Below are 24973 nucleotides of genomic sequence, written 5' to 3'. Positions count from 1 at the left end.
CGCGCCGGACGGGTGTCGACCGGCATGATGGACGGCATGCCACGACCCATCGGCCGCCCGCCGACGACCTCGCGCTCGCAGATCCTCGAAGCGGCGCGGGTGATCCTCGACGGCGAGGGCTGGCACAAGCTGACGGTGCGGCGGCTGGCCACCGAGCTGGGCGTCGGCACGACGACGCTCTACCACCACGTCCGCGACAAGGACGACCTGCTGATCCAGCTGCTCGACTACTACGCCTCCCGGCTCAAGCGACCCGAGATGCCGGCGGACCCGCGCGAGCGGATCGTCGTCGCGGCGACCGTGATGCACACCGCGCTGGCCGCCTGGCCGGAGGCGGTGGAGGTCCTGACGGCCGACGACCTGCTCGGCGAGTCGGCCCTGTGGATGGTCGACGCCATCGTCGGCGGGGCGATCGGCTGCGGCCGGACCCCGGAGGAGGCCGTGGAGCTGTACCGGAACATCTGGTACTACACGGCGGGGGAGATCCTGGTCCGCGTGCGCGCCGCGCGCCGCGCCGCGGCGGGCCGGCCGCGTTACCGCGACACGGTTTTCGAGAAGCTGGACGAGACCCGGTTCCCCAGCCTCTCGGCGATCGGGGAGCGCTGGCCGGAGCTGGCCGAACGCGACACCTTCGCGCGCGGTCTACGCGCGTTCGTCGACGGGATGCTCGCTCAGGAGTCCAAGTAGCGCAACACGGCCAGCACCCGGCGATTGTCCCCTTCGGACGGTGACAGCCCCAGCTTGCCGAAGATCGACGTCACGTACTTCTCCACCGAACCGGCGGAGAGGAACAGTTCCGCCGCGATCGCGGAGTTCGACCGGCCCTCGGCCATCAGGCCCAGCACCTCGCGTTCGCGTGGGGTGAGCCCGCTCAGCGCGTCCGTCTGGCGCGTTGCCGCGAACAGCTGGCGGACGACTTCGGGGTCGAGGACGGTCTCGCCGTCCGCGACCCGGCGCAGCGCGTCCAGGAAGTCCGACACCTCGGCGACGCGGTCCTTCAGCAGGTAGCCGACGCCGCCCGCGCGGTCGGCCAGCAGCTGCGACGCGTACTTCGTCTCGACGTACTGGGAGAACAGCAGGATCGCGCAGCCGGGCAGCTCGCCGCGCAACGCGATCGCCGCCCGCAGGCCCTCGTCGGTGTGCGACGGCGGCATCCGGATGTCCACAATGGACACGTCGGGCGCGTGCTCGGTCACCGCCGCGCGCAGGGTCTCGGCGTCCTTGACCGCGGCGACGACCTCGTGGCCGCGGAAGGTCAGCAGTTCCACGAGGCCCTGGCGCAGGATGGTGGAGTCCTCCGCGATGACGATCCGCATGCCGCCGACCCTAGCGGGGCAGCGGGACCCGCGCGGTCACTTCGGTCGGACCGCCGGGCGGGCTGGTCACGGCCAGCTCGCCGTCGACCGTCCGCAGCCGTTCGGCGACCCCGGCCAGGCCGCCGCCGGGCACGACCCGGGCCCCGCCCGCGCCGGCGTCGCGGACGAGCAGCCACAGCACGTCCCGGTCCTCGCGGATCTCGACCAGCGTCGCGCCGCCGTGCTTCGCGGCGTTCGTCAGCAGCTCGGCGGCGCTGAAGTAGACGATCGTCTCCAGCGACGGCGGTGGCCGCCGGGGCAGCGTGACGGTGACCCGCGCGTCCATCCCGGACGTCGCGACGAGCGTCGCCAGCGCCACGTCGAGGCCCGCGTCCAGGGCCGCCGGGTGGATGCCGCGGGCGAGGTCCCGCAGCTCGGTGAGGGCCTGCTTCGCGTTGGCGTGCGCCGCGGTGACCAGCTGCCGGACCTGGGCGACGTCGAGGTCGTCGGCCTTCAGCTCGTCCTTGGCCAGTCCCAGTTTCATCGCCAGCGCCACCAGCTGGGCCTGGGCGCCGTCGTGCAGGTCGCGCTCGATCCGCCGCAGCCGCAACGCCGAGTCCTCGACCGCCGTCGCCCGGCTCGCCTCCAGGTCGCGGACGCGTTCGGACAGCACGCGCTCACCGAGCAGCCCGACGACGAGCAGCCGGTCGAGTGCGACGAAGGCGTGCACCACCCACGGCAGTGCCACCAGCACCAGCAGCCCGGACGCCGACCAGGCGAGCGCGCCGGCCCAGCCCTCGGCGCGGATGCCGAAGGCCGGCAGGTTCCGCTCGCCGAGCGGGAACCAGAGGAAGGCGTAGCTGGTCGCGGTCAGGCCGAAGAGCGTCGCGGAGAACACCGTGAGCAGGCCGGCGAAGCTCAGCGGGAGCCGCAGCAGCAGGTAGCCGGCCGTCCGCCAGCCCGCCGGGTCGCCGACGCGCGCCTTCACCCAGCTCCAGAGCCCGGGCTTCAGCTCGGGACGGCGCGGGGCGGGCACGCTCACGCCGAGCAGCACCCGCGCCAGCCCGCGGTGGGCGGCGCCGAGGCCACGGGCGTAGAGCAGGGCGCCGGCGAGCACGAGGAACCCGATGAGCACGGGCGTCAGCCACAGGCCGAGCACGAGCACGACGAGCACGCTGACCAGGGAGAACAGCGTCAGCGGACCGGAGAGCCACAGCCACGCGTACTCGGCCCAGAAGTCCCGCGCGGCCAGCGGCCCGAACACCCGCCGCAGCAGGTGGGGACGAGGCAGATCAAGGCTGGTCACGGCTCCAGTCTCACCGGTCCGCACCGCGCTGCCCATCCGGATTTCCCCCATGCCCGGCGGGGGCGCCCCCGAATTCCACGCTACCCGGCGGCACCGACGGTTCCGGTTGCCGGAAAGCCGTGAGGGGCACCTTCAGGGACGTTAGGTCCCTGAAGGTGCCCCTCACGGCTTTGGTGAAGCGCGCGAAAGCCGCTTCGAGGACCCTGCAGCCCTCAAAGCGGCTTTCGCGGAAACTCTCAGACGTCGAGTTCCGGCTCTTCGCGGTCTTCGCGTGCCTTCTGCGCCGCTTCGCGCATCTCGATGACGTCGGTGAGCCAGTCACCGGTTTCGCGGGCGATGTCGCGCACCGCGCCGGTGATGATGGTCGCGATGTTGCCGATGTGGGTCGCGGCCGACTCGGTGATCACCTGGACCGTGTCCTTGCCGCTCTCGAACTGCCCGACCATGAGCATCGTCCTTCTATGCCGCGCGGAGTTCCTGGTCGCGCTCTACCGTAGCGCGTGCGCGCGGGGCGCCGTTCCACGGCAACGCCAGCTTCGTGAGCTTCTTCGCCACCGACCAGAGCTGCTTGTGCAGCGGGCCCGTGTGGTACGGCAGGCCGTACTTCTCGCAGAGCGCGCGCACCTCGCCGGCGATCTCCGGGTACCGGCGGGCCGGGATGTCCGGGAACAGGTGGTGCTCGATCTGGTGCGACAGGTTCCCGCTCATGATGTGGAACAGCGGGCCGCCGGTGATGTTGGCCGAGCCGAGGATCTGGCGCAGGTACCACTGGCCGCGCGACTCGTTCTCGGTCTCCTCCTCGGTGAAGCTCTCGACGTCGGCGGGGAAGTGCCCGCAGAAGATGATCGAGAACGACCAGAGGTTCCGGACCAGGTTCGCGGTCGCGTTGCCGGCGAAGGTCAGCGGCGCGAGCGGGCCGGTCAGCAGCGGGAACAGCACGTAGTCCTTGCCGACCTGCCGGGACGCCTTCTTGACCATCTTCCGGACGACCCCGGTGGTGTCCGACCACGTGCGCTCGCCCTTGACGATCCGGTCGAACTCCAGGTCGTGCAGCATCACGCCCCACTGGAAGAACACCGCCAGCGCCACCGCGTACACCGGGTTGCCCAGGTAGTACGGGTGCCACTTCTGGGCGGGGTCCATCCGCAGGACGCCGTAACCGATGTCGCGGTCCTTGTCGAGGATGTTCGTATACGTGTGGTGGATGTAGTTGTGCGAGTGCCGCCAGTTCTCGGCGGGCGCCACGTTGTCCCACTCGAAGCGCTGCGAGCTCAGCGCCGGGTCGCGCGTCCAGTCGTACTGGCCGTGCATGACGTTGTGGCCGATCTCCATGTTGTCGAGGACCTTCGCCAGCGACAGCGCGCCGACACCGGCGAGCCACGCGGGCGGGAAGAACCCGGCGAACAGCAGCGCCCGGCCGGCGACCTCGAGGCCGCGCTGGGTCTTGATGACGTTGTGGATGTAGTCGACGTCCTCCTGGCCGAGGTCCTCGACGACCCGCTGGCGCAGCGCGTCGAGCTCGCGGCCGAACTCCTCGACCTGGGCCGGGGTGAGTCGGTCCTGCAGACCGGTCATGGCGGTACTCCTTAAGCGTCGATCTCGACGTCCCCGACGGGGACGGAGATGCAGAGCTGGATCTCTTCGTCTTCTTCGCCGGAAACCTCGCCCGTCTTGGCGTTGCGGACGCGGCCGGCGGTCTTGAGCTGGGTGCAGGAGAAGCAGATGCCCATCCGGCAGCCGTGCTCCGGCGAGAGCCCGGCTTCCTCGGCCTGCTCCAGCAACGGCTTCCCGGAGTTGGCGCACTCGCGGCCACTGCGCTTGAAGCGCACCTGGCCCTCGGCGTTCCCCGTGTCGAAGGTCAACGCGGGCGGCGTGAACTCTTCGGTGTGCACGCGTTCACCGAGCTGCTCGCGGACGGCGTCCATGAGCGGCTTCGGGCCGCAGACGAACGTTTCCGCGTCGCGGTACCACGGCGCGGCCGCTTCGAGGTGCGCCGGCGAGAAGAACCCGCGCAGGTCGCCGCCGGTCTTCGCGTGGGTGTAGGCGTGCACGACCCGCAGCCCGGGGTGCCGGGCGGCGAGCTCGGCCAGCTCCGTGCGGTAGAGCACGTCGGACGGGCCGTTCGAGTAGAGCAGGAACACGATCTCGCCGGGGTGGCCCTCGTCGACGAGGGTGCGCGCCATGGCGAGCACCGGGGTGATCCCGCTGCCGCCGCCGATCAGCAGCACCCGCTCCGGCCGGGTGGCGGGCAGGGTGAACGTCCCGTCCGGTGTGGACAGTCCGACCACGGACCCGACGCCGATCTCGCGGTTCAGGTGCCCGGATACCAGGCCCTGCTCCTTGATCGTGAACTCGAGTTCGCCGGTGTACTGCGACCCGCAGGGCGAATAGCAGCGCGTCCGGCGGACGCCGTCGATCGACACCTGCAGCCGGACGTACTGGCCGGCGGTGAAGCCGGGCCACGCGCGGCTCGGCTGCACGGTGAGGGTGACGCTGTCGGGTGTCTGCTTCCGCACGGCCGTGACCAGCCCGCGGACCTCGCGGCGGACCAGCATCGGGTCGACGAGCTCGAGATACCGGTCCATTCCGTGGGGCGTGAGCAGCGCCTCGGCGAGCGAGGCGAGCCGGCGGACCCGCTTGGGCAAGAGCGCCGTCATCGGACCTCCTCGATTACAGTGAACGACTGTACACTCAACAGTGCACGGCATGAGTGGACGACCTGTCAACGCGAGAGGCGGAGGATGTGACGTGAGCAACGCGGTGGACATCCGTACGCTGGACGACGTGCCCGAGGAGCCCGTAAGTCGTCAAGAGCGCAAGCAGCGCACGCGCCAGGCGTTGCTGGACGCGGCCCTCGAACTGCTCGCCGACCGCCCGTTCGCCAGCCTTTCGCTGCGCGAGGTCGCGAAAGGCGCGGGCCTGGTGCCGACGGCGTTCTACCGCCACTTCGCGTCGATGGAGGAACTCGGCGTCGCGCTCGTCGAAGAGGCCACCCGCACGCTGCGCGGCATGATCCGGTCCGCGCGCACCGACCCGGACACCTACCACGGGATGATCAGCGCCTCGGTCGCCACGCTGCACCAATTCGTGCGCGCGCACGAGGACCATTTCCGGTTCCTGACGCGCGAGCGGTACGGCGGCGGCCCGCTCGCCCGGGCCATCGGCGTCGAGCTGCGGATGTTCTCCGGCGACCTCGCGATCGACCTCGCCCGGTTCGCGACGCTGCGGTCCTGGACGACCGACGACCTGCACATGCTGGCCGACTTGATCGTTTCCGTGATGCTGGCGACGATTGTCGAACTGCTGGAAGCACGGCCCGGTGAAGATCCGAAAATCACCGGAATGGCGGAAAAACGGCTGCGTTTGATCTTGCTGGGCGTTCCACACTGGAAGACTCGCTGAACATTTTCCGCACAACGCCCGGATTACCGGACAACTGCGAGACTTCCGACTCAGGTCAGTGGGGACTGTCGGTCCGGCGTGGTACAACCCACGGATCGTTCCTCGCCGATGAGGAGGTCGTGTGGCGGACAGCGAACAGCATCAGCAGCTCACCGTGGGTGTGGTCACCGAGTCACGCCCCGGGGAGCGCCGGGTGGCCATGGTGCCGAAACTCGTCGGGAGGCTCGCGCAACGCGGGCTGCGCGTCCTCGTCGAGCCGGGTGCCGGGGCCGGGGCGTACCTCAGCGACGACGCGTTCATCCAGGCCGGCGCCGAACTCGGCGACGCCTGGAGCGCACCTGTCGTCGTCAAGGTGAACCCACCCGCGCCGGGGGAGGTCGCGAAGCTGGGCCGGGGCACCGTGCTCATCGGCTTCCTCGACCCGCGCGGCAACCCGGAAGGGCTCGCGAAACTCGAGGAGGCCGGTCTCCGCGCGTTCGCGATGGAGGCGGTCCCGCGGATCTCCCGCGCCCAGGCGATGGACGCGCTGTCGTCCCAGGCCAGCATCGGCGGCTACCGCGCGGTGCTGCTCGCGGCCCGGATACTCCCGCGGTTCTTCCCGATGCTCACCACCGCGGCCGGCACCGTGCCCCCGGCGAAGGTGCTGGTGCTCGGCGCCGGCGTCGCCGGGCTGCAGGCACTGGCCACGGCGAAGCGCCTCGGCGCGCAGACCACCGGTTACGACGTCCGGCCCGAGGTCGGCGAGCAGGTCAAGTCGCTCGGCGCGCAGTTCCTCGACCTCGGCATCGAAGCGGTCGGCGAAGGCGGGTACGCCCGCGAGCTGACGGCGGAGGAGCGCGAGGAGCAGCAACGCCGGCTCACCGAGGCGATCACCCGGTTCGACGTCGTGATCACCACGGCGCTGGTGCCCGGGCGCAAGGCGCCCACCCTGGTCACCGCGGACGCCGTCAAGGGCATGCCCGCCGGGTCTGTCGTCATCGACCTGGCCGGTGAAAGCGGCGGCAACTGCGAGCTGACCAAGCCGGGGGAGGACGTCGTGGAGCACGACGTCACCATCTCGTCCCCGCTGAACCTGCCCGCCGAGATGCCTTCGCACGCCAGTGAGCTCTACGCCCGCAACGTCACCGAGCTGCTGGAACTGCTCGTGACGAAGGAAGGCGAGCTGAAGCTGGACTTCGAGGACGAGATCGTCGCCGGTGCCTGCGTGGCCGGGCGCGAAGGGAGCGTCGCGTGAGCCCACTCGTGCAGAACCTGGCGGTGCTCGTGCTCGCCGGGTTCGTCGGCTTCGCCGTCATCTCGAAGGTGCCCAACACCCTGCACACGCCGCTGATGTCCGGCACCAACGCGATCCACGGGATCGTGCTGCTGGGCGGGCTGGTCGTGCTCGGCCTCGGCGTCGACGGCGTGTTCAACAAGATCCTGCTGGTGATCGCGATCGCCTTCGGCACGATCAACGTCGTCGGCGGCTTCCTGGTCACCGACCGGATGCTCTCGATGTTCAAGGCCAAGAAGCCCGCACCCGCCGACGAGGAGGACGAGAAGTGACCGACTTCGTCGCGATCCTCTACATCGTCGCGTTCGCCCTCTTCATCTACGGCCTGATGGGCCTCACCGGCCCGCGCACCGCGGTCCGCGGCAACTGGATCGCCGCGGTCGGCATGGGCGTCGCGGTGCTCGCCACCCTGCTCACCCCGGGCATGGGCAACTGGCTGCTGATCGTCCTCGGCGTCGCGATCGGCGCGCTGGTCGGCGTACCGTCCGCGCGCAAGGTCAAGATGACCGCGATGCCGCAGATGGTGGCGCTGTTCAACGGCGTCGGCGGCGGCGCGGTCGCGCTCATCGCGTGGGTCGAGTTCAACTCCACGGACGGGTACGCGCACGAGCCCACGTACATCGCGATCGCGTCGCTGTTCGCCGCGATCATCGGGTCGATCTCCTTCTGGGGCTCGAACATCGCGTTCGGCAAGCTGCAGGAGCTGATCAGCGGCCGCCCGATCAGCATGGGCAAGCTTCAGCAGCCGATCAACGCGCTGCTGCTGCTGATCGCGCTGGGCTGCGCGGTGGTCATCGTCGCCGGCGGCGACTCCTGGCTGCTGATCGTCGGGCTGCTCGTCGCGGCGGGCATCCTCGGCCTCACCGTGGTGCTGCCGATCGGCGGCGCGGACATGCCGGTCGTGATCTCGCTGCTCAACGCGTTCACCGGGCTGTCGGCCGCGGCGATGGGCCTGGCGCTGGACAACACCGCGCTGATCGTGGCCGGGATGATCGTCGGCGCGTCCGGCTCGATCCTGACCAACCTGATGGCCAAGGCGATGAACCGGTCCATCCCGGCGATCATCGCGGGCGGCTTCGGCGGCGGCCCGGCAGTGGCGTCCGGCGGTGGCGCGAAGGAAGAGCGCCCGGTGCGCTCGACGAGTGCGGCCGACACGGCGATCCAGATGGCGTACGCGAGCAAGGTCGTCGTGGTGCCGGGCTACGGCATGGCCGTGGCGCAGGCGCAGCACACCGTCCGCGAGATGGCGAAGCTGCTGGAGAAGAAGGGCATCACGGTCGAGTACGCGATCCACCCGGTCGCCGGCCGGATGCCCGGGCACATGAACGTGCTGCTCGCCGAGGCGGACGTGCCGTACGAGCAGCTCAAGGAGATGGACGAGATCAACTCCGAGTTCGCCCAGACCGACGTCGCGCTGGTGATCGGCGCGAACGACGTCACCAACCCGGCCGCGCAGACCGACCCGACCTCGCCGATCTACGGGATGCCGATCCTCAAGGTCAACGAGAGCCGGTCCGTGATCGTGTTGAAACGCGGCATGAGCTCGGGCTTCGCCGGGATCGACAACGACCTGTTCTACGATTCGAAGACCAGCATGCTCTTCGGCGACGCCAAGACGTCGGTGGGCGAGATCGTGGAGGAACTCAAGGCGTTATGACGAGCGGGTCGGATGTGCGTGCGGCGTTCACCGACCCGGCCGAGAACCTCGCGTTCGACGAAGCACTCCTCCGGGTCGCGCCGGAGTCACCGGTCGTGTGGCTCTGGCGCAACCCGGTGTGCGTCGTGGTCGGGCGCGGCCAGCGGATCGCGCGTGAGGTGCACGTCGAGGCGTGCGAGCGTGACGGAGTGCCCGTGCTGCGGCGCGCGAGCGGCGGCGGCACCGTGTTCCACGACCCGGGCAACCTCAACGTCACGCTGGTGCTGCCGTTTTCGGGGGTCCGGGTGGCGGAGCCCCCGGCCGGGGCGGAGCCCCGAATGTCACTGCCCGGTCCGCCCGAGCGGCCCCTCGAAGCGCTCGGTCAGGTTATGAGCGCCGCCGTCGACCAGCTCGGGCTGGTGCCGCGGATCGGCGACCGCGGCCTGTTCGTCGAGGACGCGAAGCTGTGCGGCTTCGCCGTGTTCCGCACCAAGGGCGGGCTGCTGGCCCACTCGACGTTGCTGGTCGAGACGTCCGCCGCCCTCGTCGGCCGGTACCTGACGAGCGCGCCGCCGGACCCGCGCCCGCTCGACTCCCACCGTAGCCCGGTCGCGTCGCTGGCCGAGCACGGCCTGCGGCCCGGCTTCCCGGCGGTCGAAGCCGCGGTGCGCGCGGCGGCGTCGCAGCTGCTCGGGACGTTCGTGCCGCGCCCGCCGTCCGCGGCCGAGCTGACCCGGCAGCGGGCGCTGCTGCACACCCGCTACCGCTACCCGTCCTGGCACGCGGACGGCGCCCAGCGCGCGGCCTGAAAGCCGTGAAGGCCTCCTTCCCGGCCTTAAGAGCCGGTAAGGAGGCCTTCACGGACCTTCCGTCTACTGTGGACTTACTTCTCGGCCGCCGAGAACGTCACGGTCGGCACCTTGCGGGCGGACGCGCGGGTCGTCTTCTTCGGCTCCGCCGCCTTCCGCGTGCGAGTGGTCTTCGCGGGCTCGGCGGCCGTGGTCTTCGCGCGGGTGGCCGCCTTCACCGGGGCGGCTTTGGCCGCGGCGGCCTTAGGCGTCGCCTTGGTGGCGCGTGCCGGAGCGGCCTTCGTGACGACGGCGGTGCGACGTCCGGCGACCGGCTTCGCGGTCTTCGGGACGGCCTTGGCGCGCGGCTTCTTCGCGCCCGGCACGAGCCGCGGCCGGCGCTTGCGGCCACCACTGCGGCGGCCGGCGTCGGCGTAGCGCTGCAAGAGCACGCGCAGCGCCTCGGCGTTGGCGAAGGAGAGGTCGATGTCGTAGTCGATGCCGTCCAGCGCGAACCCGACGGTCTCCCCAGCGGCCTCGCCGGTCAGGTCATCCAGCACCCGCACAGCCGTGTTCCTGGCCACGACAAACCTCCCGTTACTCGAACGTGTGATGCGCGGCACCCGGGATCCGGCGACGCTCCGGGGCCGCCGACAGCTTGCGGCTTCCTGACGAGGATAGCCGTTGGCTTGCGTGATCCCGCGTGGTGGTGTGCGCTGATGCCATGTCCGGACAGACTTTTGACGTAGTGGTGATCGGCGCGGGCCCGGTGGGCGAAGTGGCCGCCGAGCGAGCGGCTCGCGGGGGCCTGAAGGTCGCGCTCGTCGAGCACGAACGCTTCGGGGGCGAGTGCTCCTACTGGGCCTGCATCCCGAGCAAGGCCTTGCTGCGGCCGGGAAATCTCCTCGCCGCGGCCAAACGGATCCCGGGGGTGCCCGTCGGCGACGCGGTCGACCCGGCGCAGGTGTTCGCCCGCCGGGACTGGTTCACCGGCAAGGGCGACGACGCGGGCCAGGTCGAGTGGGCCCGCGGCGCGGGCATCGAGCCGGTCCGCGGGCACGGCGTCCTCACCGGTGAGCGCGAGGTCACCGTGGACGGCGACCGCGTCCTGACCGCGCGGCACGCGGTGATCGTGTGCACCGGCAGCGTCCCGAACACCCCGAAGATCCCGGGGATCGACACGATCCGGCCGTGGGGTTCGCGCGAGGCGACGTCGGCTTCGGCCGTGCCGGCCCGGCTCGGCGTCCTCGGCGGCGGCGTGGTCGGCGTCGAGATGGCGCAGGCCTGGGCGACCCTCGGCGCGGAGGTGCACCTGGTGATCACCGGCGAGCGCCCGCTGCCGCGCAACGCGGAGTTCGTCGGCGACCTCGTGCTGGCGGGCCTGCGGGAGGCAGGCGTGTTCGTCCACACGATGTCGGGTGTCGAGCGCGTCGCCGCGGGCGAGAGCGGCACCGAGCTGACGCTGAAGGACGGCGAGGTGCTCGTCGTCGACGAGTTCCTGGTGGCGACCGGACGGCGTCCCGGCACGGCCGGGCTCGGCCTGGAGGAGTTCGGCGTCGAGGCCGGTGGCCCGCTCACCGTCGACGACACCGGCAAGGCGTCCGCAGTGGACGGTGACTGGCTGTTCGCCGCCGGCGACGTCACCGGCCGCGCCCCGCTGACCCACCAGGGCAAGTACGGCGCCCGCGCGGCGGGCGACACCGTGGCGGCGCTGGCGAAGGGCGAGAAGGTCGACACCTCGCCGTGGAGCCCGTTCACCGCGACCGCCGACCACCACGCCGTGCCGCAGGTGGTGTTCACCGACCCGGAGGTCGCCTCCGTCGGCCTGTCGGACGCCCGTGAGGGCTCGAACGACCGCGTTGTCGACATCGACATCGCGGTGGCGGGCTCGTCGCTGCACGCCGACGGGTACCAGGGCAAGGCCCGGATCGTCGTCGACACCGAGCGGAACGTGCTGCTCGGGGTGACGTTCGTCGGCCAGGACGTCTCGGAGCTGCTGCACTCGGCGACGATCGCGATCGTCGGCGAGGTGCCGCTGGACCGGCTGTGGCACGCGGTGCCGGCGTTCCCGACGATCAGCGAGGTGTGGCTGCGGCTACTGGAGGCCTACGGGCTCTGAGCTACCGCGCGGGCAGGTCCAGCGCGGCCTTGGCCGCCCGGACCAGGCCGGGATCGTCCGCAGTGGACGGTCCCGGCACCCACACCGCCTGCACCACCCGGACGGACGTGCCTTCGAGCCGGCTGGTGTAGGCGGCGTTCTCGAACCGCGGCGCCGGCGTGCCCCACTTGCCGGTCTCGGCGGCGAGGTCGAGGATCCCGCCACCGCCCGGAGTGTCGGCGACGGCCTTGAAGGCGGCGGCCTGCGCGGCGTCGGGGAAGGCGACGATGCCGACGGTCACCGCGCCGGCCCGCCCGTCGACGGTCGTGGCGTAGCTCGCCCGCCGCACGCCGGAGCAGCTGGTCTGCTGCAGGCTGGCCTGCGCGTCCCCGAAGGCGTGCGACGCGCACCGCTGGTCCCCGTCGGCGGCGCGCAGCGAGAACTGCAGGCTTTGCGCGGGAGCGACACTGGCCGGCTGCTGCGAGACCGGCCGGCTGACGGGAGCGGGCGGCGAGGTGACGGGCGCGGCGGCGGTGTCATCCCCGCGAGTGGCAACGACCACCGCGGCGACGACCAGCACGACCAGCAACCCGATCGCCCCCAACGGCAGCCACCGGACGGTCCGCGAGGTGGGTGCCGGGGGTTTCTGCCGCGGGGCGGGGCTCGGCCGGGAGTGCGGGTAGGACTCCGCCGGGGCAGCCGTCGGGCGCGGGAGGGTCTCGGTGCTGGTGCTGCTGGGTAGCTCGAGAGATTCGGTCCGCTCGGTGTCCGCAGCCGGACGGTAGGGCGGGATCTGGTCGGCTCCGGGGAAGACGGGCAGAGCCGTGGGAGGTTTGACGAGGGTCTCGGTGCGTTCGAAGTCGGTGAAATCCGAAGAGGTCCCGGGTTCGGCGGATTTCGTGGAGCCGGTGCGGGTTGCGCCACTCGAAATCGTCGCCGCGGTGGGCACCGGAATGGAAACCGTGGAGTCCGTGGCGCCGGCAAAAGTCGCGGCCACCTTTTGAGCGGCGTCCGGTGCGGTGCTCGCTCCGGTGGCCTGCGCAGCGCCAGGGGCCACGGTCGTGTTTTGAGCGGCGACAGAGGACTGCGCCAAGACGGAACCGTTGGCGGCGCTGGGCTCGGCGGCAGATTTTGTGGCGCCGACAGCCGCGACGGTGTATTGAGCCGCGGCGGGAGTCTGCGCCGGGGCGAGGGTGCCGGCCTTGGCGGCGGTGTCCGAAACCATCGCGGAGACCTGCGTCGGAGCGGGATCAGTGGCTGTGCTGGTCGCCGCCGCTTTGTTCTGGGCCTCGGCAAGGGTCCGTGCCGGGGGAGAACTAGCCGAAGTGTCGGTCTCGGCCGCGGATTCCGTGGTGCCGGGAAGGATCGCCGATTCCGAAGCCGTCGCGGAAGCCTTCACCGGGGCGGAATCCGCGGGCACGCTGGGCTCGGCGGGCTTTGGGATGCCAAGCGCGCCAAGGTCTTCGCCTGCGGCGAGGTTGGCGGCCGTGTCGGTCTCGGCCGCGAGACCCGGGCTCGGCGCGTGACCCAGGGCGGAACTCGCGTGATCAGGCTCGACACTCGCGGGCTCCGACTCGACATTCGCGTGATCCAGGGCGGAAGTCGCGTGATCAGGCTCGACACTCGCCTGATTCAGGGTGGAACTCTCGGGGTCCGACTCGGCCACCGCGAGGTCTGGTTCGGCACTCGCTTGCTCCGGCTCGACTACCGCGAGGTCTGGTCCGGAACTCTCGGGCTCCGGCTTGGCAACCACGGCCTCCGGCGGGACAACCGCGGGCTCCAAGCCGGAACTTGCGTGATCGGGGGCGGAACTTGCGTGATCCAGGCCGGAACTCGCGTGATCCAGGACGTGATCGGTTTCGACGACCGCTGCCGGTGGGTCGGCCAGTTGCGTTCGGCCACTTGCAGTCGGCGTTACCGGGGTCTCGGTTCGCCAGCCCGCTGGCTGGCGGGCGGTGGTCAGGGTTCCGGGCGACCGCGGCGCAGTGTCCCAAAGGGACTCCGGCGGCGTGTCGTCACTGAACCGGCTGAATCTCTCACCCAGCAGGATTTCGTCGGAGAAGTCGGGCGCGTCGGGGGCCAGGCCGCGGATCAGCGCGCGCACCTGGTCGACCGAGCGGGGGCGGTGGGCCGTCGCCAAGGAGACGGCCGCTGCCAGCATCGTCGTCGGGGTGGGGTGCAGGACCCGTACCGGGCCCGCCAGGTCGCTCGCGGGCTGGTCGACCGTCTCGACGTACGGGCCGACCGCCACGATCGTGCCCACCGGTGCCGTGCCGGGGACCAGTTCCGCGATGCGGCTTTCGCACACCTGGGACAGGTCCAGGGCCTCCGTCGCCGGGTTGATCGCGTCGTCGTCGGCCACCAAGGGCCAGCCGTCGGCCTTCCATTCCGCGCCCAGCGGGGCTTCCAGCCGCAGCGCCGGGTCCGGCAGGTCGACGCCGATGACGATGATCACGCCGTGGGGCAGCAGAACCACCGCCTCGACCGGGCGATCCGTCACCGTCCCGACGCCGATCAGCGCGATCCCGCCGACGACGGTGCTGCCGCGGCCCAGGGACGCCAGTGCCGCCCGGATGTCGTCCGCCACCCGGGACTGCTGCCGCTCGAGGCGCACCAGTCGCACCGAAATCTCCCCTGCTCGTCGTTCCGGAGCATCACGCTAGCGCGCCCGGTCGTATCCGAGGCGCGACACGGGGACGACGCGGCCGCGTCTCACCGAAAGTGGTGCTGCGGGTGACTTGTGGTGTTCATGTGGCCAAACAGCACGGTTGGGGTGCAGAATGTGCTACAACGCATCGGAGGCGGTATTCGGGAGCCGCACTGAGGCCACGCAGCTCGATTTCAGGGCGTAGGGGAAGACGTCCCTCGTCGAGCAAGCGGAGGTAGCAGTGAGCACCCGTGGCAGCACCCGAGGTGTGGTGTACGTCCACTCGTCGCCGTCTGCGGTGTGTCCGCACGTCGAGTGGGCTATTTCGGGCACCCTCAACGCCCGAGTCGACCTGAAGTGGACGGCGCAGCCGGCCAGTCCGGGTCAGCTTCGCGCCGAATGCGGCTGGCGCGCGCCCGCGGGCACCGGCGCCAGATTGGCGGCGGCCCTCAAGGCGTGGCCGATGATTCGGTTCGAAGTCACCGAAGAGCCCAGCGCGGGCGTCGACGGCGAGCGGTTCTGCTTCGCGCCCGGGCTCGGCCTGTGGCACGGACGGACCAGCGCCAACGGCGACATCGTGGTGGGCGAGGACCAGCTGCGCGCACTCGTGAGCATGACCCGCGGCGGCGAGTCGCTGGCGCACAAGCTCGACGAACTCCTGGCCGCGAGCTGGGACGAAGCGCTCGAGCCGTACCGTCACGCCGGTGACGGTGCTCCGGTGACCTGGCTGCACCAGGTCGGCTGACACCGGACTCCGGCAGCACGGGACCGGTGGCGGGGCCGGTACGCTCTTCCGCGTGACGACCCCCGCCTCCAGCCCCCGCCAGCGCTGGCTGGTGCCCGTCGTGGTCGTGGTGCTGTCCGTGACCGTGGGCGGCGGCCTGCTCGCGCGCGAGCTCTACCGCCGTCCCGACCAGCCCGCCGGCGACACCTCGGCGCCGGTGACGGTGCCCCAGTCGGCGACCGGCAGCCAGCCGACCGGTGCCGACATTGTCGGGATGACGCCGGACGCGCAGTCGCACCCGCGGGCCGACGAGGTGCGCAAGGTGCTGGAGACGTACTTCTCGGCCATCAACACCCAGCAGTACTCGAGATGGATGACCGTGGTCACCACGGAGCGGGTGGCGCAGCAGCCGCTCGGCACGTGGAAGGACGGCATCAAGACCACAAAGGACAGCGACGCCGTCGTCTACCGGATCGAGCGCGGCTCCGGCACGTCGCTGCGGGTCCTGGTCGGCTTCCGGAGCCGCCAGGCGGTCGAAGACGCCCCGGCCTGGTTCCCGGAGCCGTGCATCCAGTGGCGGCTCGTGCTGCCGATGGTCATCGAGAAGTCCGCGCTGAAGATCGCCGCCGTCGACAACGGCCCGCCCCCCGAACACCAGAAGTGCTGAACCGAGAAGGGGCCCGGCCGAAGCCGGGCCCCTTCTCGTTTTGTCAGCGTGCTCAGGCCGCCGGGGTGAACAGCAGAGCGGTGTTGTGCCCGCCGAACCCGAACGAGTTGCTGATCGCCGCGGTCAGCTCGACCTTGCGCGGCTCGCCCGACACGACGTCCAGCTGCACCCGCGGGTCCAGGTCGGTCAGGTTCATCGTGGCCGGCACGATGCCGTGGTACAGCGAGAGGATCGTGATGATCCCCTCGACCGCGCCGGCCCCGCCGACCAGGTGACCCATCGAACCCTTCGGTGCCGTGACGATCGCGTGGTCGCCGACCGCCTTGCGGATCGCCGCCGCCTCGCCGATGTCACCGACCACAGTGGACGTCGCGTGCGCGTTCACGTGCCCGACCTCCGCCGGGCTGACGCCGGCCATCTTCATCGCCGCGCGCATCGCGGCGATCTGGCCGATGCCCTCGGGGTGGTTGCCCGTGATGTGGTAGGCGTCCGAGGTGATGCCGTGCCCGGCGATCGTCGCGTAGACGCGCGCCCCGCGGGCCTTCGCCAGGTCCGCGCGCTCCAGGATGACCACGCCCGAGCCCTCACCGAGGACGAAGCCGTCCCGGTTCGCGTCGAACGGCCGCGACGCGGCCCCCGGGTCGTCGTTGCGCGTGGACACCGTGCGGGCCTGGGCGAACCCGGCGAGCGTGATCGGGTGGATGCACGCTTCGGCACCCCCGGCGACCACGACGTCGGCACGCCCGGAGCGGATCATCTCGACCCCGCTCGCGATGCCCTCGGCACCGGAGGCACAGGCCGACGCCGGGGAGTGCACCCCGGCCCGTGCCTTCAGGTCGATGCCGACGTGCGCGGCCGGGCCGTTCGGCATCAGCATCGGCACGGTCAGCGGCGACACCTTGCGGAGACCCTGCTGGTGCAACAGATCGTTCTGGGTGAGCAGGGTGACCGGGCCGCCGACGCCGGTACCGATCGACACGCCGAGGCGGTCGGGGTCGACGTCGGTGTGCTCGTCCGTCGGTTCGGTGAAGCCGGCGTCGGCCCACGCCTGACGGGCGGCGATCATCGCGACCTGCTCGCAGCGGTCCATCCGGCGGGCCTGGACCCGCGGCAGGACTTCCGAGGGATCGACGGCCAGCATGCCGCCGATCTTGACCGGCAGCTGCAGCTCCTCGACCCAGTCGGCTTCGATCGTCCGGACCCCGCTCCGCCCGGCCAGCAGACCGTCCCAGGTGGACGTCACGTCCCCGCCGAGCGGTGTGGTGGCGCCGAGACCGGTGATCACGACGTCGATGTTGCTCATGGGTGTCTCCTCAAGGAGGGAAGAGGACTTACTTCGAGTTGGCCGACACGTAGTTGACGGCGTCGCCCACGGTCTTCAGGTTGGCGAGCTCGTCGTCCGGGATCTTGACGCCGAACTTGTCCTCGGCCTGCACGGCGATCTCGACCATCGACAGCGAGTCGATGTCCAGGTCGTCCACGAACGACTTCTCGGCGGTGACGTCGTCCTGAGCCACACCGGCCACCTCTTCGACGATCTCGGCGAGGCCGGCGAGGATCTCAGCGTTGTCAGCCATGGGGTAGTTCCCTTCTCGGTCTTACTTGGGGTTCTTGTTCCGGCGGGCGAGTGCCCGCCGGGAGCGTAACGGTCAGGGGCAGATGAACGCCTGCCCGGCGTAGGACAAGCCCGCGCCGAACCCGACGGCCAGCACCACGTCGCCGGACTTCGCCGTCCCGGCCTTGCGCATGTGGTCCAGCGCGAGGGGGATGGACGCCGACGAGGTGTTGCCGGAGTACCTGATGTCGTCGGCGACGACCATGTCGTCACGGGCGCCGTTGGCCCGCAGCTTCTTCGCGATCGCCTCGACGATGCGCAGGTTGGCCTGGTGCGGGATCAGCACGTCCACATCGGACGCCTTCAGCCCGGCGACCTCGAGCGCGCGCAGCGCGATCGGCGCGATCTGGGTGGTCGCCCACCGGAAGACCGACTGGCCCTCCTGGTAGATGAACTTGTCCTCGGTCATCCCGATCAGGTCGACGAGGTCGCCGGCGCTGCCCCAGGAGACCGGGCCGATCAGCGGCTCGTCGGACGCGCCGACGACCGCGGCACCCGCGCCGTCGGCGAAGATGATCGCGTTGGCGCGGTCGGTCGGGTTCACCGAGTCGGTGAGCTTCTCGGCGCCGATCACGAGGACCTTCTTGGCGGAGCCCGCGCGGATCAGGTCCGACGCGACGCCCAGGCCGTAGCAGAACCCGGCGCACGCGGCGTTGAGGTCGAACGCGCCGGGGCTCGGGATGCCGATCCGGGCGGCGACCTGCGCGGCGGCGTTCGGGATCTGCGTCGGCATCGTGCAGTTCGGCAGGATGACCGTGTCCACTTCGGACGGGTCGACCCCGGCGTCGGCCAGCGCGGCGGTGCCGGCGGCGACGGCCATGTCGGTGAGCAGCTCGTCCTTCTCGGCGAAGCGGCGCTCGATGATGCCGACGCGCGTCTGGATCCACTCGTCGTTGGTGTCCATGGTCTTCGAGAGGTCGTCGTTGCTGACGATCCGCTCGGGCTGGTAGCTGCCGACGCCCAGCACGCGGCTGCCGCGGGAGCCCGGGTTGAGGCTCAGGGCCGGTCGGTCGGTCACGAGGCGTCCTCCTGGCGCAGCGCCGCCAGTTCGGCCGGCGTCTTCAGCGCGGTGGTAGTGGTGACGACGCCCTTGAGCTGCCGCTTGACCAGGCCGGTCAGCGTGCCCGCGGGCGCGAGTTCGACGGTGCGGGTGACGCCGAGCGAGACCAGGCCGTCCATCGTCAGGTCCCACCGGACCGACCGGGTGACCTGCGCGACGAGCCGCTCCAGGTACTCGGCCCCGCTGGTGACGACGGCGCCGTCCGCGTTGGACAGTAGCGGGCGGGTCGGATCGGCCGGCGTCAGCTCGGCGGCGTGGGCGCGCAGCGCCTCTTCGGCGGGCGCCATGTAGCGCGTGTGGAACGCGCCGGCGACCTTGAGGGCGCGGATCTTCGTGCCTTCGAGGGGCTCGGCGACGATCTTCGCGATCGCGTCGGCCGCGCCGGAGGCGACGATCTGCCCCGCTCCGTTGCGGTTCGCCGCGGTCAGGCCCCGCTCGCCCAGCCACGCGACGACCTGCTCGGGGTCCCCGAGCATCACCGCGGCCATCGACGTCGGTTCGATCGCGCACGCCTTCGCCATCTCGGCCCCGCGGACGGCGGCGAGCGCGATGGCCTCTTCGGGCTTCAGCACCCCGGCGATCGCGGCGGCGGCCAGCTCACCCACCGAGTGCCCGGCGACCGGCGCGTCATCGGGGACCGGCGCGGTGGCCTGGAGGTGTTCGAAGGTGAGCAGCGACAGCGCGACGATCAGCGGCTGCGCGATCGCGGTGTCCTGGATCTCCTCGGCGCCGGCTTCCGTGCCGAGGCGCAGCAGATCGAGCCCCGCGCGCTCGGACCACTGGGCGACGCGCTCGCGCGCGCCGTCGAGGTCGAGCCAGGGCGTGAACATACCGGGGGCCTGGGATCCCTGGCCGGGAGCGAGCACTGCTGACGTCACCCTCTAAGACAACACGGAGCGGGCACTTTCGCGGGATGCCGACGCTCACAGTGTCTGCCCGGCGTCTTTGTCGGAAACCTCCAAAGACGCGCCGCACCACCTCGCGCGTAACCCGGAAGCCTTGTCGGGTTCAATCACCTTTCGCTGTTAAGTCCATCACGTGACGGGGCTCTCGTGAGAGGGTCGCGGACGGCGTGGGGAGCCGGTCACCAGAGGCCGCGGGCGCGGGCCAGCCGGCCCACCGCCAGCGCGATCCGCAGCACCAGCGCGTCCCGGGGGTCGGTCGGCTGGCAGCCCGTCAGGTCCGCCGCCTTGCGCAGGCGGTAGCGGACCGTGTTCGGGTGGACGAACAGCGTCTTCGCGCACGTCTCCAGCACGCCGCCGCTCTCGAGGTAGGCCTCCACCGTGCGCTGCAGCGTCGGGCCGGCCTCCTCCAGCGGGCGGGCGATGGTGTCGACCAGCAGCCGCTCGGCTTCGGCATCGCCCGAGAGCGCGCGTTCCGGCAGGAGGTCCGCCGAGCGCACCGGGCGGGGCGCGCCCGGCCAGCCGACCACCGCCCGCAGGCCGGACAACGCCTCCGTCGCGCTGTGGTGCGCCTCCGCGAGCGTCGGGACCGTCGGGCCGGCCACCACCGGGCCGTCGGCGAAGGCCACCGACATCCGGCCGAGGATCTCGCGTTCCTTCACCCCGCCTTCGGTCGCGCCGCCGATGACGACCACCAGTCGCGAACCCTGCACGGACAGCAGCACCGGCCGGCCGACGCGGGCGGCGCGGCTGCGGACCTCGAACACGACCGTCGGCGGGTCCTCCGACGGCGGGTTGCCCACCAGGACCGTCGCCGCGGCGGTCGGGTCCCAGCCCAGCGCCGTCGCGCGCGAGAGAACGGACTCTTCGGCGTCGCCGCGGACGATGCCGTCGACGACCAGGGCCTCCAGCCGGGCGTCCCACGCACCGCGCGCCTCGGCCGCGGCGGCGTAGGAGTTGGCCGCGGCGAAGGCGATTTCCCGGCCGTAGCGCAGGATTCCCTCGATCAGCGCGGCCCGCTCGGCCTCGTTCGCCGCGAAGGCCGGCAGCTGCTCCTCGAAAACCTCGATGGCGAGCCGGACCATGCCGACGGCCTGGCGCAGGCTGACCCACCGCGACAGCTCGGCCGGCGCGTCGCGGAACGCCTCGGTCGTGAGCTTCAAGGCCTCTTTGGAGTCCCGCAGCCAGCCGACGAACCCCGCCGCGCCGGCCTGGGTGATCAGCAGGACGCTCGCGCGCTGGTCGGCGGGCAGCCGGGCGAACCACGGCAGCCGCTGTTCCATGACGGCGATGCTGGCGCTCGCCAGGCTGCCGGACGCGTGCTCCAGCCGCCGGAGCGTCTTCGCGGACAGTCCGTGGTGCTTCGGCACACGCCGTGTGGTGGGTTCGGCCATTTCGACGCGATCCTACGTGGCCCGCAACTTTCGTAGCCCGCGATGGCAACGCGGGTCGCTATGCGGCGCGTGTACCGGCTGCCTACGATCGCAGCCAAGCGGAGGAAATGGGGGCACCGGGATGACCGGTCTAGAGATCGACGCGATCTCCAAACGCTACGGCGACGTGGTCGCTTTGCGCGAAATGACGTTCGACGTCCGGCCGGGCGAGTTGTTCGGCTTCGTCGGCAGCAACGGCGCCGGGAAGACGACGACCATGCGCATCGCGCTGGGCGTCCTTTCCGCCGACGCCGGCGAAGTGCGCTACGCGGGCGAGCCCGTGACGCACGAAACGCGCCGCCACATCGGTTACATGCCCGAGGAACGCGGGCTGTACCCGAAGATGAAGGTGGGGGAGCAGCTCACGTACCTGGCCCGGCTGCACGGGATGTCCGCGTCCGACGCCAAGACGTCGGCGGAGAAGTGGACGGAACGGCTGGGTGTGGCCGCGCGCCGCGACGACGAGGTGCAGAAGCTCAGCCTCGGCAACCAGCAGCGCGTCCAGCTGGCCGCCGCGCTGGTGCACGAGCCGCGGATCCTGGTGCTCGACGAGCCGTTCTCCGGCCTCGACCCGGTCGCGGTCGACGTGATGAGCCAGGTGCTCAAGGAGAAGGCCGGCGACGGCGTGCCGGTCGTGTTCTCCAGCCACCAGCTCGACCTGGTGGAGCGGCTCTGCGACCGCGTCGGCATCGTCCGGAGTGGACAGATGGTGGAGGTCGGCACGGTCGAGGAGCTGCGTTCCGGCGGTGCGGTGCGGCTGCGCGTCGACGTGCCCGGAGCCGGTGACGACTGGGCCGACGGCCTCGCCGGCGTCAAGGTGCTCGGCCGGAAGGGCACCGCGACCGAGCTGGAGCTGGCCGACGGCGCCGACGACCAGGCCGTGCTCCAGGCCGCGCTGGCCACCGGGCCGGTGCGCGAGTTCGCCCGCGAGCAGCCGACGCTGGCCGACCTGTTCCGTTCCGTCGTGACGACCGAGGAGGTCCCCGCATGAGTACCCCGGTTCCGGACGTCCGGATGAGCGCGGCGGGCGCCGTCGGGCTGGTCGCCTCGCGCGAGATCGGCACCCGCGTCCGCTCCAAGGCCTACCGCGTCACCACCGTCGTCATGCTGCTGCTGATCGTCGTCGGCATCGTCGTGATCAAGCTGATCTCGGGCGGCGGGGGCGCCGACGCGACGATCGGCTACACCCCGGCCACCGCCGGGTTCAGCGCGCCGCTGCAGGCGACCGGCAAGGCCGTCGACCAGAGCATCGACGTCACCCAGGTCGCCGACGAGGCCGCCGGGCGCGCGAAGCTGGCCGACGGCTCGATCGACGCGCTGCTCACCGGCGACGGCAAGAGCGTGCACGTCCAGGTGAAGAAGGACCTCGACGGCAAGCTCGCGAACGTGCTGCAGCTGCTGTCCCGCCAGGTCGCGCTCGACCAGCAGATCACCACGCTCGGCGGCAACCCGGCCCAGTTCGAGGCCACCGTCTCGGCCGCGAAGTTCGTCGAGGACCCGCCGCTGGAAGAGCCGTACGACTACAACGGCCAGCAGCTGGTGCTCGGCATCGTCGCCGGCATCCTGATCTACCTCTCGCTGATGATCAACGGCCAGAGCGTCGCCCAGGGCGTCGTCGAGGAGAAGACGTCCCGCGTTGTCGAGCTGCTGCTCTCGACGATCAAGCCGTGGCAGCTGATGGCCGGGAAGGTGCTCGGCATCGGGGTGGTCGGGCTGATCCAGATGGTTGTCATCGGGGCCGGCGGGGTGATCGCCGGCTTGGCCACGGGCGTGCTCACGGTGTCCGTTTCGGCGGCCGTCGGCACGGTCGTCTGGCTGATCGTCTGGTACCTGCTCGGGTTCTTCATGTACTCGATCGTGTTCGCCGCGCTGGGTGCGCTGGTGTCCCGGCAGGAGGACGTCGGCGGCGCGGTGATGCCGGCGCTGATGTTCGTGATCGCCGGGTACGTGGTCGGGATTTCCGTGCTGCCGTCGGATCCGGGCAACACGTTCGCCGAAGTGCTTTCCGTGATCCCGGTGTTCGCGCCGACCCTGATGCCGATGCGGCTGGCGATGGGCGGGGTGCCGGTGTGGGAAGCCGTGTTGTCGGTGGGGCTGGTGGTGCTGATGATCCCGGTGCTGATCTGGCTCGCCGCGCGGATCTACCGCAACGCCGTCATGCGCAGTGGCGCGAAGGTGAAACTGCGGGACGCGCTGCGCGCCGCCTGACGTTTCCCGGTTGTTCATCCGGCCCTCGGACCGCTTCGGCGTCCGGGGGCCGGTTTGTTCTCGGCCCGTGACACCGGGATTCCCCCACATGCTCGAGGCCGCCCGGCGCTTGCGGTTTACGCTGCGCCGGACGGCCTCGTCTCCCCGGTCCCCACCGGTAGAACCAGTATGGCTGCCAACGATCTTTGCGCGCCAGTCGTCTCACTCGATCGTGGGGCGCACGAGTTGCCGCCGCTGGGTACCTGATCGACGATCCGGTGCACAACAGCGGCACCACCCGAATCGCGGCGCGATTCGGTGCGAAACATCAAGAGGGAGTCGGCATGGGCCAGCAACTCAAGGACGGACTGGGACAAGCGTGGAACCTCGTGGCCACGTTCGTCCCGAAACTCGTCGGTTTCCTGATCATCCTGCTGATCGGCTGGCTGATCGCGAAGGCCGTCTCCAAGGGCCTGAGCCTCGTTCTCGGAAAGGTCGGGTTCGGCAAGCTGATCGAGAAGACCGGCCTTTCCGCCAGCATCGGCCAGCAGAAGATCGACGCGACTGGGATCCTCGTGAAACTGGTCTACTACTTCATCCTGCTGATCGCGCTGCAGCTGGCGTTCGGCGTGTTCGGGCCGACCAACCCGGTCAGCCAGCTGCTCAACGACATCATCGCGTTCCTGCCGCGGATCGTGGTCGCGCTGGTGCTGATCGTGGTCGCCGCGGCCATCGCGAAGGTCGTGCGTGACGTCGTGACGTCGGCGATGTCGGGCCGCCCGGCCGGCCGGTACCTGGCCACCGGCGCCTACTGGCTGATCATGGCGTTCGGCATCATCGCCGCGCTCGGCCAGGTCAACATCGCGACCGCGATCACCGGCCCGGTGCTGATCGCCGTGCTGGCCACCATCGGCGGCGTCATCGTCGTCGGCTTCGGCGGCGGCCTGATCAAGCCGGCGCAGGACCGCTGGCGCGGCTGGATGGCGAACATGCAGCAGCAGCTGGCGGAGACGCCGCAGCAGCGCACGGGCGAGATGGGCCGCAGCGAGGCCCCCCACGCGATGGTCGGCGCCGACAACACCCCGACCCCGCCGGTCGGGACCCCGCGCCCGCAGATCTGAGCAGCGGAGTGACGAGACGGGCCCGGCAGACGAGGAAGCTGCCGGGCCCGTTTCGTTACGCTGATGCGCATGGGGGTCGTGACGGCGCTGTGGCGTTATCCGGTGAAGTCGATGCGTGGGGAACGGCTGGCCGAGGGTGAGTTCGGCGCTCGCGGTCTCGACGGCGACCGGCTGTACGCGGTCCGCGATCCGGACGGGAAGTTCGGCAGCGGCAAGAACACCCGCCGCTTTCGCCGGATGGCGGGCCTGCACGAGTTCGCCGCGCGGTACGACGGTGACGTGCCGGTCGTGACTCTCCCGGACGGGCGCACGGTCCGCGGCGACGCCGCCCACGAGGCGATCGCCGCCGCGCTGGGCCGCCCGGACGTCCGGCTGGTCCGGGAAGCCGAAATCCCGCACCACGACGAGGCCGCCGTCCACCTGGTGACGACGTCGTCGCTGGCCTGGCTGGCCGAGCGCGCTCCCGGCGTCGAGATCGACGCGCGGCGGCTGCGGCCGAACCTGCTGCTCGACACCGGTCCGGTGCCGGAGCTGGCCGAGGAGGCCTGGCTGGGGGAGCGGGTCCGGATCGGCGGGGTCGAGCTGGAGATCCTGCGCCGGGCCGTGCGCTGCGTGATGGTCGGCCTGCCGTGGGACGGCCTCGCGGCCGCGCCCGGTCTGCTGAAGACGATCGCCGACACCAACGACCTGACGCTCGGGGTGCACGCGCGCGTCGTCCGCGGTGGCACCGTCCGCGTCGGCGACGTCCACGACGTGGGATGTTCCGCGCCTCACAGTCCCTAGGGAATGCGCCCCTCCCGGAGCATGTTGGTGACCGGT

At 71.1% G+C, this 24973-nt stretch carries 25 protein-coding genes; 13 read left to right on the top strand and 12 right to left on the bottom strand.

Annotated features, from left to right (window positions below; translation table 11 throughout):
• Positions 1-36 precede the first annotated feature (36 nt).
• Positions 37-687, top strand: a complete 651-nt coding sequence (locus OG570_RS00415) for a TetR/AcrR family transcriptional regulator (protein ID WP_326955163.1) — start codon at positions 37-39, stop codon at positions 685-687.
• Here the strand turns inward: OG570_RS00415 and OG570_RS00410 are convergent.
• The 5 genes from OG570_RS00410 to OG570_RS00390 all read right to left on the bottom strand — a co-directional run bounded on the left by OG570_RS00410 (position 672) and on the right by OG570_RS00390 (position 5258).
• On the bottom strand, positions 672-1316 hold the full coding sequence (locus OG570_RS00410) for a response regulator transcription factor (RefSeq protein WP_326947256.1): 645 nt from the start codon (positions 1314-1316) through the stop codon (positions 672-674). The two genes, OG570_RS00415 and OG570_RS00410, sit on opposite strands and share 16 nt — an antisense overlap.
• 10 nt (positions 1317-1326) lie before the next feature.
• A complete protein-coding gene (locus OG570_RS00405; protein WP_326955162.1) occupies positions 1327-2637 on the bottom strand; it encodes a sensor histidine kinase in 1311 nt (436 codons plus the stop codon).
• Between the two features lie 200 nt (positions 2638-2837).
• The gene (locus OG570_RS00400; protein WP_247062530.1) at positions 2838-3047 is read right to left on the bottom strand and encodes a hypothetical protein; all 210 of its coding nucleotides are present in this window, start codon (positions 3045-3047) and stop codon (positions 2838-2840) included.
• Positions 3048-3060: 13 nt separating this feature from the next.
• Positions 3061-4176 carry a fatty acid desaturase family protein gene (locus OG570_RS00395; protein WP_326947258.1) on the bottom strand — a complete coding sequence of 372 codons (1116 nt, stop codon included), beginning with the start codon at positions 4174-4176 and terminating at the stop codon, positions 3061-3063.
• Positions 4177-4187: 11 nt separating this feature from the next.
• Positions 4188-5258 (bottom strand): ferredoxin reductase, encoded by a 1071-nt coding sequence (locus OG570_RS00390; protein WP_326955161.1) that lies wholly within the window; start codon positions 5256-5258, stop codon positions 4188-4190.
• A gap of 91 nt (positions 5259-5349) precedes the next feature.
• Here OG570_RS00390 and OG570_RS00385 point away from each other — a divergent pair, with 91 nt between their 5' ends.
• The 5 genes from OG570_RS00385 to OG570_RS00365 all read left to right on the top strand — a co-directional run bounded on the left by OG570_RS00385 (position 5350) and on the right by OG570_RS00365 (position 9721).
• Positions 5350-6003 (top strand): TetR family transcriptional regulator, encoded by a 654-nt coding sequence (locus tag OG570_RS00385; protein ID WP_326947260.1) that lies wholly within the window; start codon positions 5350-5352, stop codon positions 6001-6003.
• Positions 6004-6124: 121 nt separating this feature from the next.
• Positions 6125-7237, top strand: coding sequence for a Re/Si-specific NAD(P)(+) transhydrogenase subunit alpha (locus OG570_RS00380; protein WP_326955160.1), 1113 nt, complete (start codon positions 6125-6127; stop codon positions 7235-7237).
• Entirely contained in the window at positions 7234-7548 is a 315-nt protein-coding gene (locus tag OG570_RS00375) for an NAD(P) transhydrogenase subunit alpha (protein WP_247062553.1), read from the top strand. The genes OG570_RS00380 and OG570_RS00375 overlap by 4 nt, the downstream gene beginning before the upstream one ends.
• Positions 7545-8933, top strand: coding sequence for an NAD(P)(+) transhydrogenase (Re/Si-specific) subunit beta (locus tag OG570_RS00370; RefSeq protein WP_326955159.1), 1389 nt, complete (start codon positions 7545-7547; stop codon positions 8931-8933). The genes OG570_RS00375 and OG570_RS00370 overlap by 4 nt, the downstream gene beginning before the upstream one ends.
• On the top strand, positions 8930-9721 hold the full coding sequence (locus OG570_RS00365; RefSeq protein WP_326955158.1) for a lipoate--protein ligase family protein: 792 nt from the start codon (positions 8930-8932) through the stop codon (positions 9719-9721). The genes OG570_RS00370 and OG570_RS00365 overlap by 4 nt, the downstream gene beginning before the upstream one ends.
• Before the next feature lie 74 nt (positions 9722-9795).
• On the opposite strand, the gene OG570_RS00360 is transcribed toward OG570_RS00365, so the two are convergent.
• Positions 9796-10284 (bottom strand): Lsr2 dimerization domain-containing protein, encoded by a 489-nt coding sequence (locus tag OG570_RS00360; RefSeq protein WP_326955157.1) that lies wholly within the window; start codon positions 10282-10284, stop codon positions 9796-9798.
• Positions 10285-10424: 140 nt separating this feature from the next.
• On the opposite strand from OG570_RS00360, the gene OG570_RS00355 reads away from it, so the two are divergent.
• On the top strand, positions 10425-11819 hold the full coding sequence (locus OG570_RS00355; RefSeq protein ID WP_326955156.1) for a dihydrolipoyl dehydrogenase family protein: 1395 nt from the start codon (positions 10425-10427) through the stop codon (positions 11817-11819).
• Position 11820: 1 nt separating this feature from the next.
• On the opposite strand, the gene OG570_RS00350 is transcribed toward OG570_RS00355, so the two are convergent.
• Positions 11821-14421 carry a hypothetical protein gene (locus tag OG570_RS00350; RefSeq protein ID WP_326955155.1) on the bottom strand — a complete coding sequence of 867 codons (2601 nt, stop codon included), beginning with the start codon at positions 14419-14421 and terminating at the stop codon, positions 11821-11823.
• Positions 14422-14686: 265 nt separating this feature from the next.
• Between OG570_RS00350 and OG570_RS00345 the strand changes: the two genes are divergently transcribed.
• Positions 14687-15190: a DUF3145 domain-containing protein gene (locus tag OG570_RS00345; protein ID WP_247062565.1), complete on the top strand. Its 504-nt coding sequence runs from the start codon at positions 14687-14689 to the stop codon at positions 15188-15190.
• A 52-nt stretch (positions 15191-15242) separates the two neighbouring features.
• Positions 15243-15836: a hypothetical protein gene (locus OG570_RS00340; protein WP_247062567.1), complete on the top strand. Its 594-nt coding sequence runs from the start codon at positions 15243-15245 to the stop codon at positions 15834-15836.
• Between the two features lie 52 nt (positions 15837-15888).
• Here the strand turns inward: OG570_RS00340 and OG570_RS00335 are convergent, their stop codons facing one another.
• The 5 genes from OG570_RS00335 to OG570_RS00315 form a co-directional block, all read right to left on the bottom strand.
• On the bottom strand, positions 15889-17139 hold the full coding sequence (locus tag OG570_RS00335) for a beta-ketoacyl-[acyl-carrier-protein] synthase family protein (protein ID WP_326947267.1): 1251 nt from the start codon (positions 17137-17139) through the stop codon (positions 15889-15891).
• Positions 17140-17167: 28 nt separating this feature from the next.
• On the bottom strand, positions 17168-17413 hold the full coding sequence (locus OG570_RS00330) for an acyl carrier protein (protein ID WP_004559006.1): 246 nt from the start codon (positions 17411-17413) through the stop codon (positions 17168-17170).
• Positions 17414-17485: 72 nt separating this feature from the next.
• Entirely contained in the window at positions 17486-18469 is a 984-nt protein-coding gene (locus OG570_RS00325) for a beta-ketoacyl-ACP synthase III (RefSeq protein ID WP_326955154.1), read from the bottom strand.
• On the bottom strand, positions 18466-19389 hold the full coding sequence (locus OG570_RS00320) for an ACP S-malonyltransferase (RefSeq protein WP_326955153.1): 924 nt from the start codon (positions 19387-19389) through the stop codon (positions 18466-18468). Before OG570_RS00320 ends, OG570_RS00325 begins: the two co-directional genes overlap by 4 nt.
• A gap of 206 nt (positions 19390-19595) precedes the next feature.
• On the bottom strand, positions 19596-20807 hold the full coding sequence (locus OG570_RS00315; protein WP_326947270.1) for a PucR family transcriptional regulator: 1212 nt from the start codon (positions 20805-20807) through the stop codon (positions 19596-19598).
• A gap of 121 nt (positions 20808-20928) precedes the next feature.
• Here OG570_RS00315 and OG570_RS00310 point away from each other — a divergent pair, with 121 nt between their 5' ends.
• The 4 genes from OG570_RS00310 (at position 20929) to OG570_RS00295 (ending at position 24937) form a co-directional block, all read left to right on the top strand.
• Positions 20929-21837 (top strand): ABC transporter ATP-binding protein, encoded by a 909-nt coding sequence (locus tag OG570_RS00310; protein WP_326955152.1) that lies wholly within the window; start codon positions 20929-20931, stop codon positions 21835-21837.
• Complete coding sequence (locus OG570_RS00305) at positions 21834-23054, top strand: ABC transporter permease (protein WP_247062572.1); 1221 nt, start codon at positions 21834-21836, stop codon at positions 23052-23054. The genes OG570_RS00310 and OG570_RS00305 overlap by 4 nt, the downstream gene beginning before the upstream one ends.
• A gap of 323 nt (positions 23055-23377) precedes the next feature.
• Complete coding sequence (locus tag OG570_RS00300) at positions 23378-24154, top strand: mechanosensitive ion channel family protein (RefSeq protein ID WP_326955151.1); 777 nt, start codon at positions 23378-23380, stop codon at positions 24152-24154.
• Between the two features lie 69 nt (positions 24155-24223).
• Complete coding sequence (locus OG570_RS00295) at positions 24224-24937, top strand: MOSC domain-containing protein (RefSeq protein ID WP_326955150.1); 714 nt, start codon at positions 24224-24226, stop codon at positions 24935-24937.
• Positions 24938-24973 lie beyond the last annotated feature (36 nt).

It is taken from the genome of Amycolatopsis sp. NBC_01286 (assembly GCF_035982555.1).
Taxonomy (GTDB): Bacteria; Actinomycetota; Actinomycetes; order Mycobacteriales; family Pseudonocardiaceae; genus Amycolatopsis.
Note: the sequence above shows the minus strand (reverse complement) of the source record. Positions and strands in the feature narration are given on the sequence as shown.

What these genes read in the sequence shown, in the direction of transcription:
- OG570_RS00395 (WP_326947258.1), bottom strand. Translation starts at nt 4,176, where the DNA reads ATGACCGGTCTGCAGGACCGACTCACCCCGGCCCAGGTCGAGGAGTTC.
- OG570_RS00330 (WP_004559006.1), bottom strand. Translation starts at nt 17,413, where the DNA reads ATGGCTGACAACGCTGAGATCCTCGCCGGCCTCGCCGAGATCGTCGAA.
- OG570_RS00355 (WP_326955156.1), top strand. Translation starts at nt 10,425, where the DNA reads ATGTCCGGACAGACTTTTGACGTAGTGGTGATCGGCGCGGGCCCGGTG.
- OG570_RS00305 (WP_247062572.1), top strand. Translation starts at nt 21,834, where the DNA reads ATGAGTACCCCGGTTCCGGACGTCCGGATGAGCGCGGCGGGCGCCGTC.
- OG570_RS00390 (WP_326955161.1), bottom strand. Translation starts at nt 5,258, where the DNA reads ATGACGGCGCTCTTGCCCAAGCGGGTCCGCCGGCTCGCCTCGCTCGCC.
- OG570_RS00400 (WP_247062530.1), bottom strand. Translation starts at nt 3,047, where the DNA reads ATGGTCGGGCAGTTCGAGAGCGGCAAGGACACGGTCCAGGTGATCACC.
- OG570_RS00295 (WP_326955150.1), top strand. Translation starts at nt 24,224, where the DNA reads ATGGGGGTCGTGACGGCGCTGTGGCGTTATCCGGTGAAGTCGATGCGT.
- OG570_RS00300 (WP_326955151.1), top strand. Translation starts at nt 23,378, where the DNA reads ATGGGCCAGCAACTCAAGGACGGACTGGGACAAGCGTGGAACCTCGTG.
- OG570_RS00335 (WP_326947267.1), bottom strand. Translation starts at nt 17,139, where the DNA reads ATGAGCAACATCGACGTCGTGATCACCGGTCTCGGCGCCACCACACCG.
- OG570_RS00415 (WP_326955163.1), top strand. Translation starts at nt 37, where the DNA reads ATGCCACGACCCATCGGCCGCCCGCCGACGACCTCGCGCTCGCAGATC.
- OG570_RS00310 (WP_326955152.1), top strand. Translation starts at nt 20,929, where the DNA reads ATGACCGGTCTAGAGATCGACGCGATCTCCAAACGCTACGGCGACGTG.
- OG570_RS00405 (WP_326955162.1), bottom strand. Translation starts at nt 2,637, where the DNA reads ATGGGCAGCGCGGTGCGGACCGGTGAGACTGGAGCCGTGACCAGCCTT.
- OG570_RS00410 (WP_326947256.1), bottom strand. Translation starts at nt 1,316, where the DNA reads ATGCGGATCGTCATCGCGGAGGACTCCACCATCCTGCGCCAGGGCCTC.
- OG570_RS00365 (WP_326955158.1), top strand. Translation starts at nt 8,930, where the DNA reads ATGACGAGCGGGTCGGATGTGCGTGCGGCGTTCACCGACCCGGCCGAG.
- OG570_RS00315 (WP_326947270.1), bottom strand. Translation starts at nt 20,807, where the DNA reads ATGGCCGAACCCACCACACGGCGTGTGCCGAAGCACCACGGACTGTCC.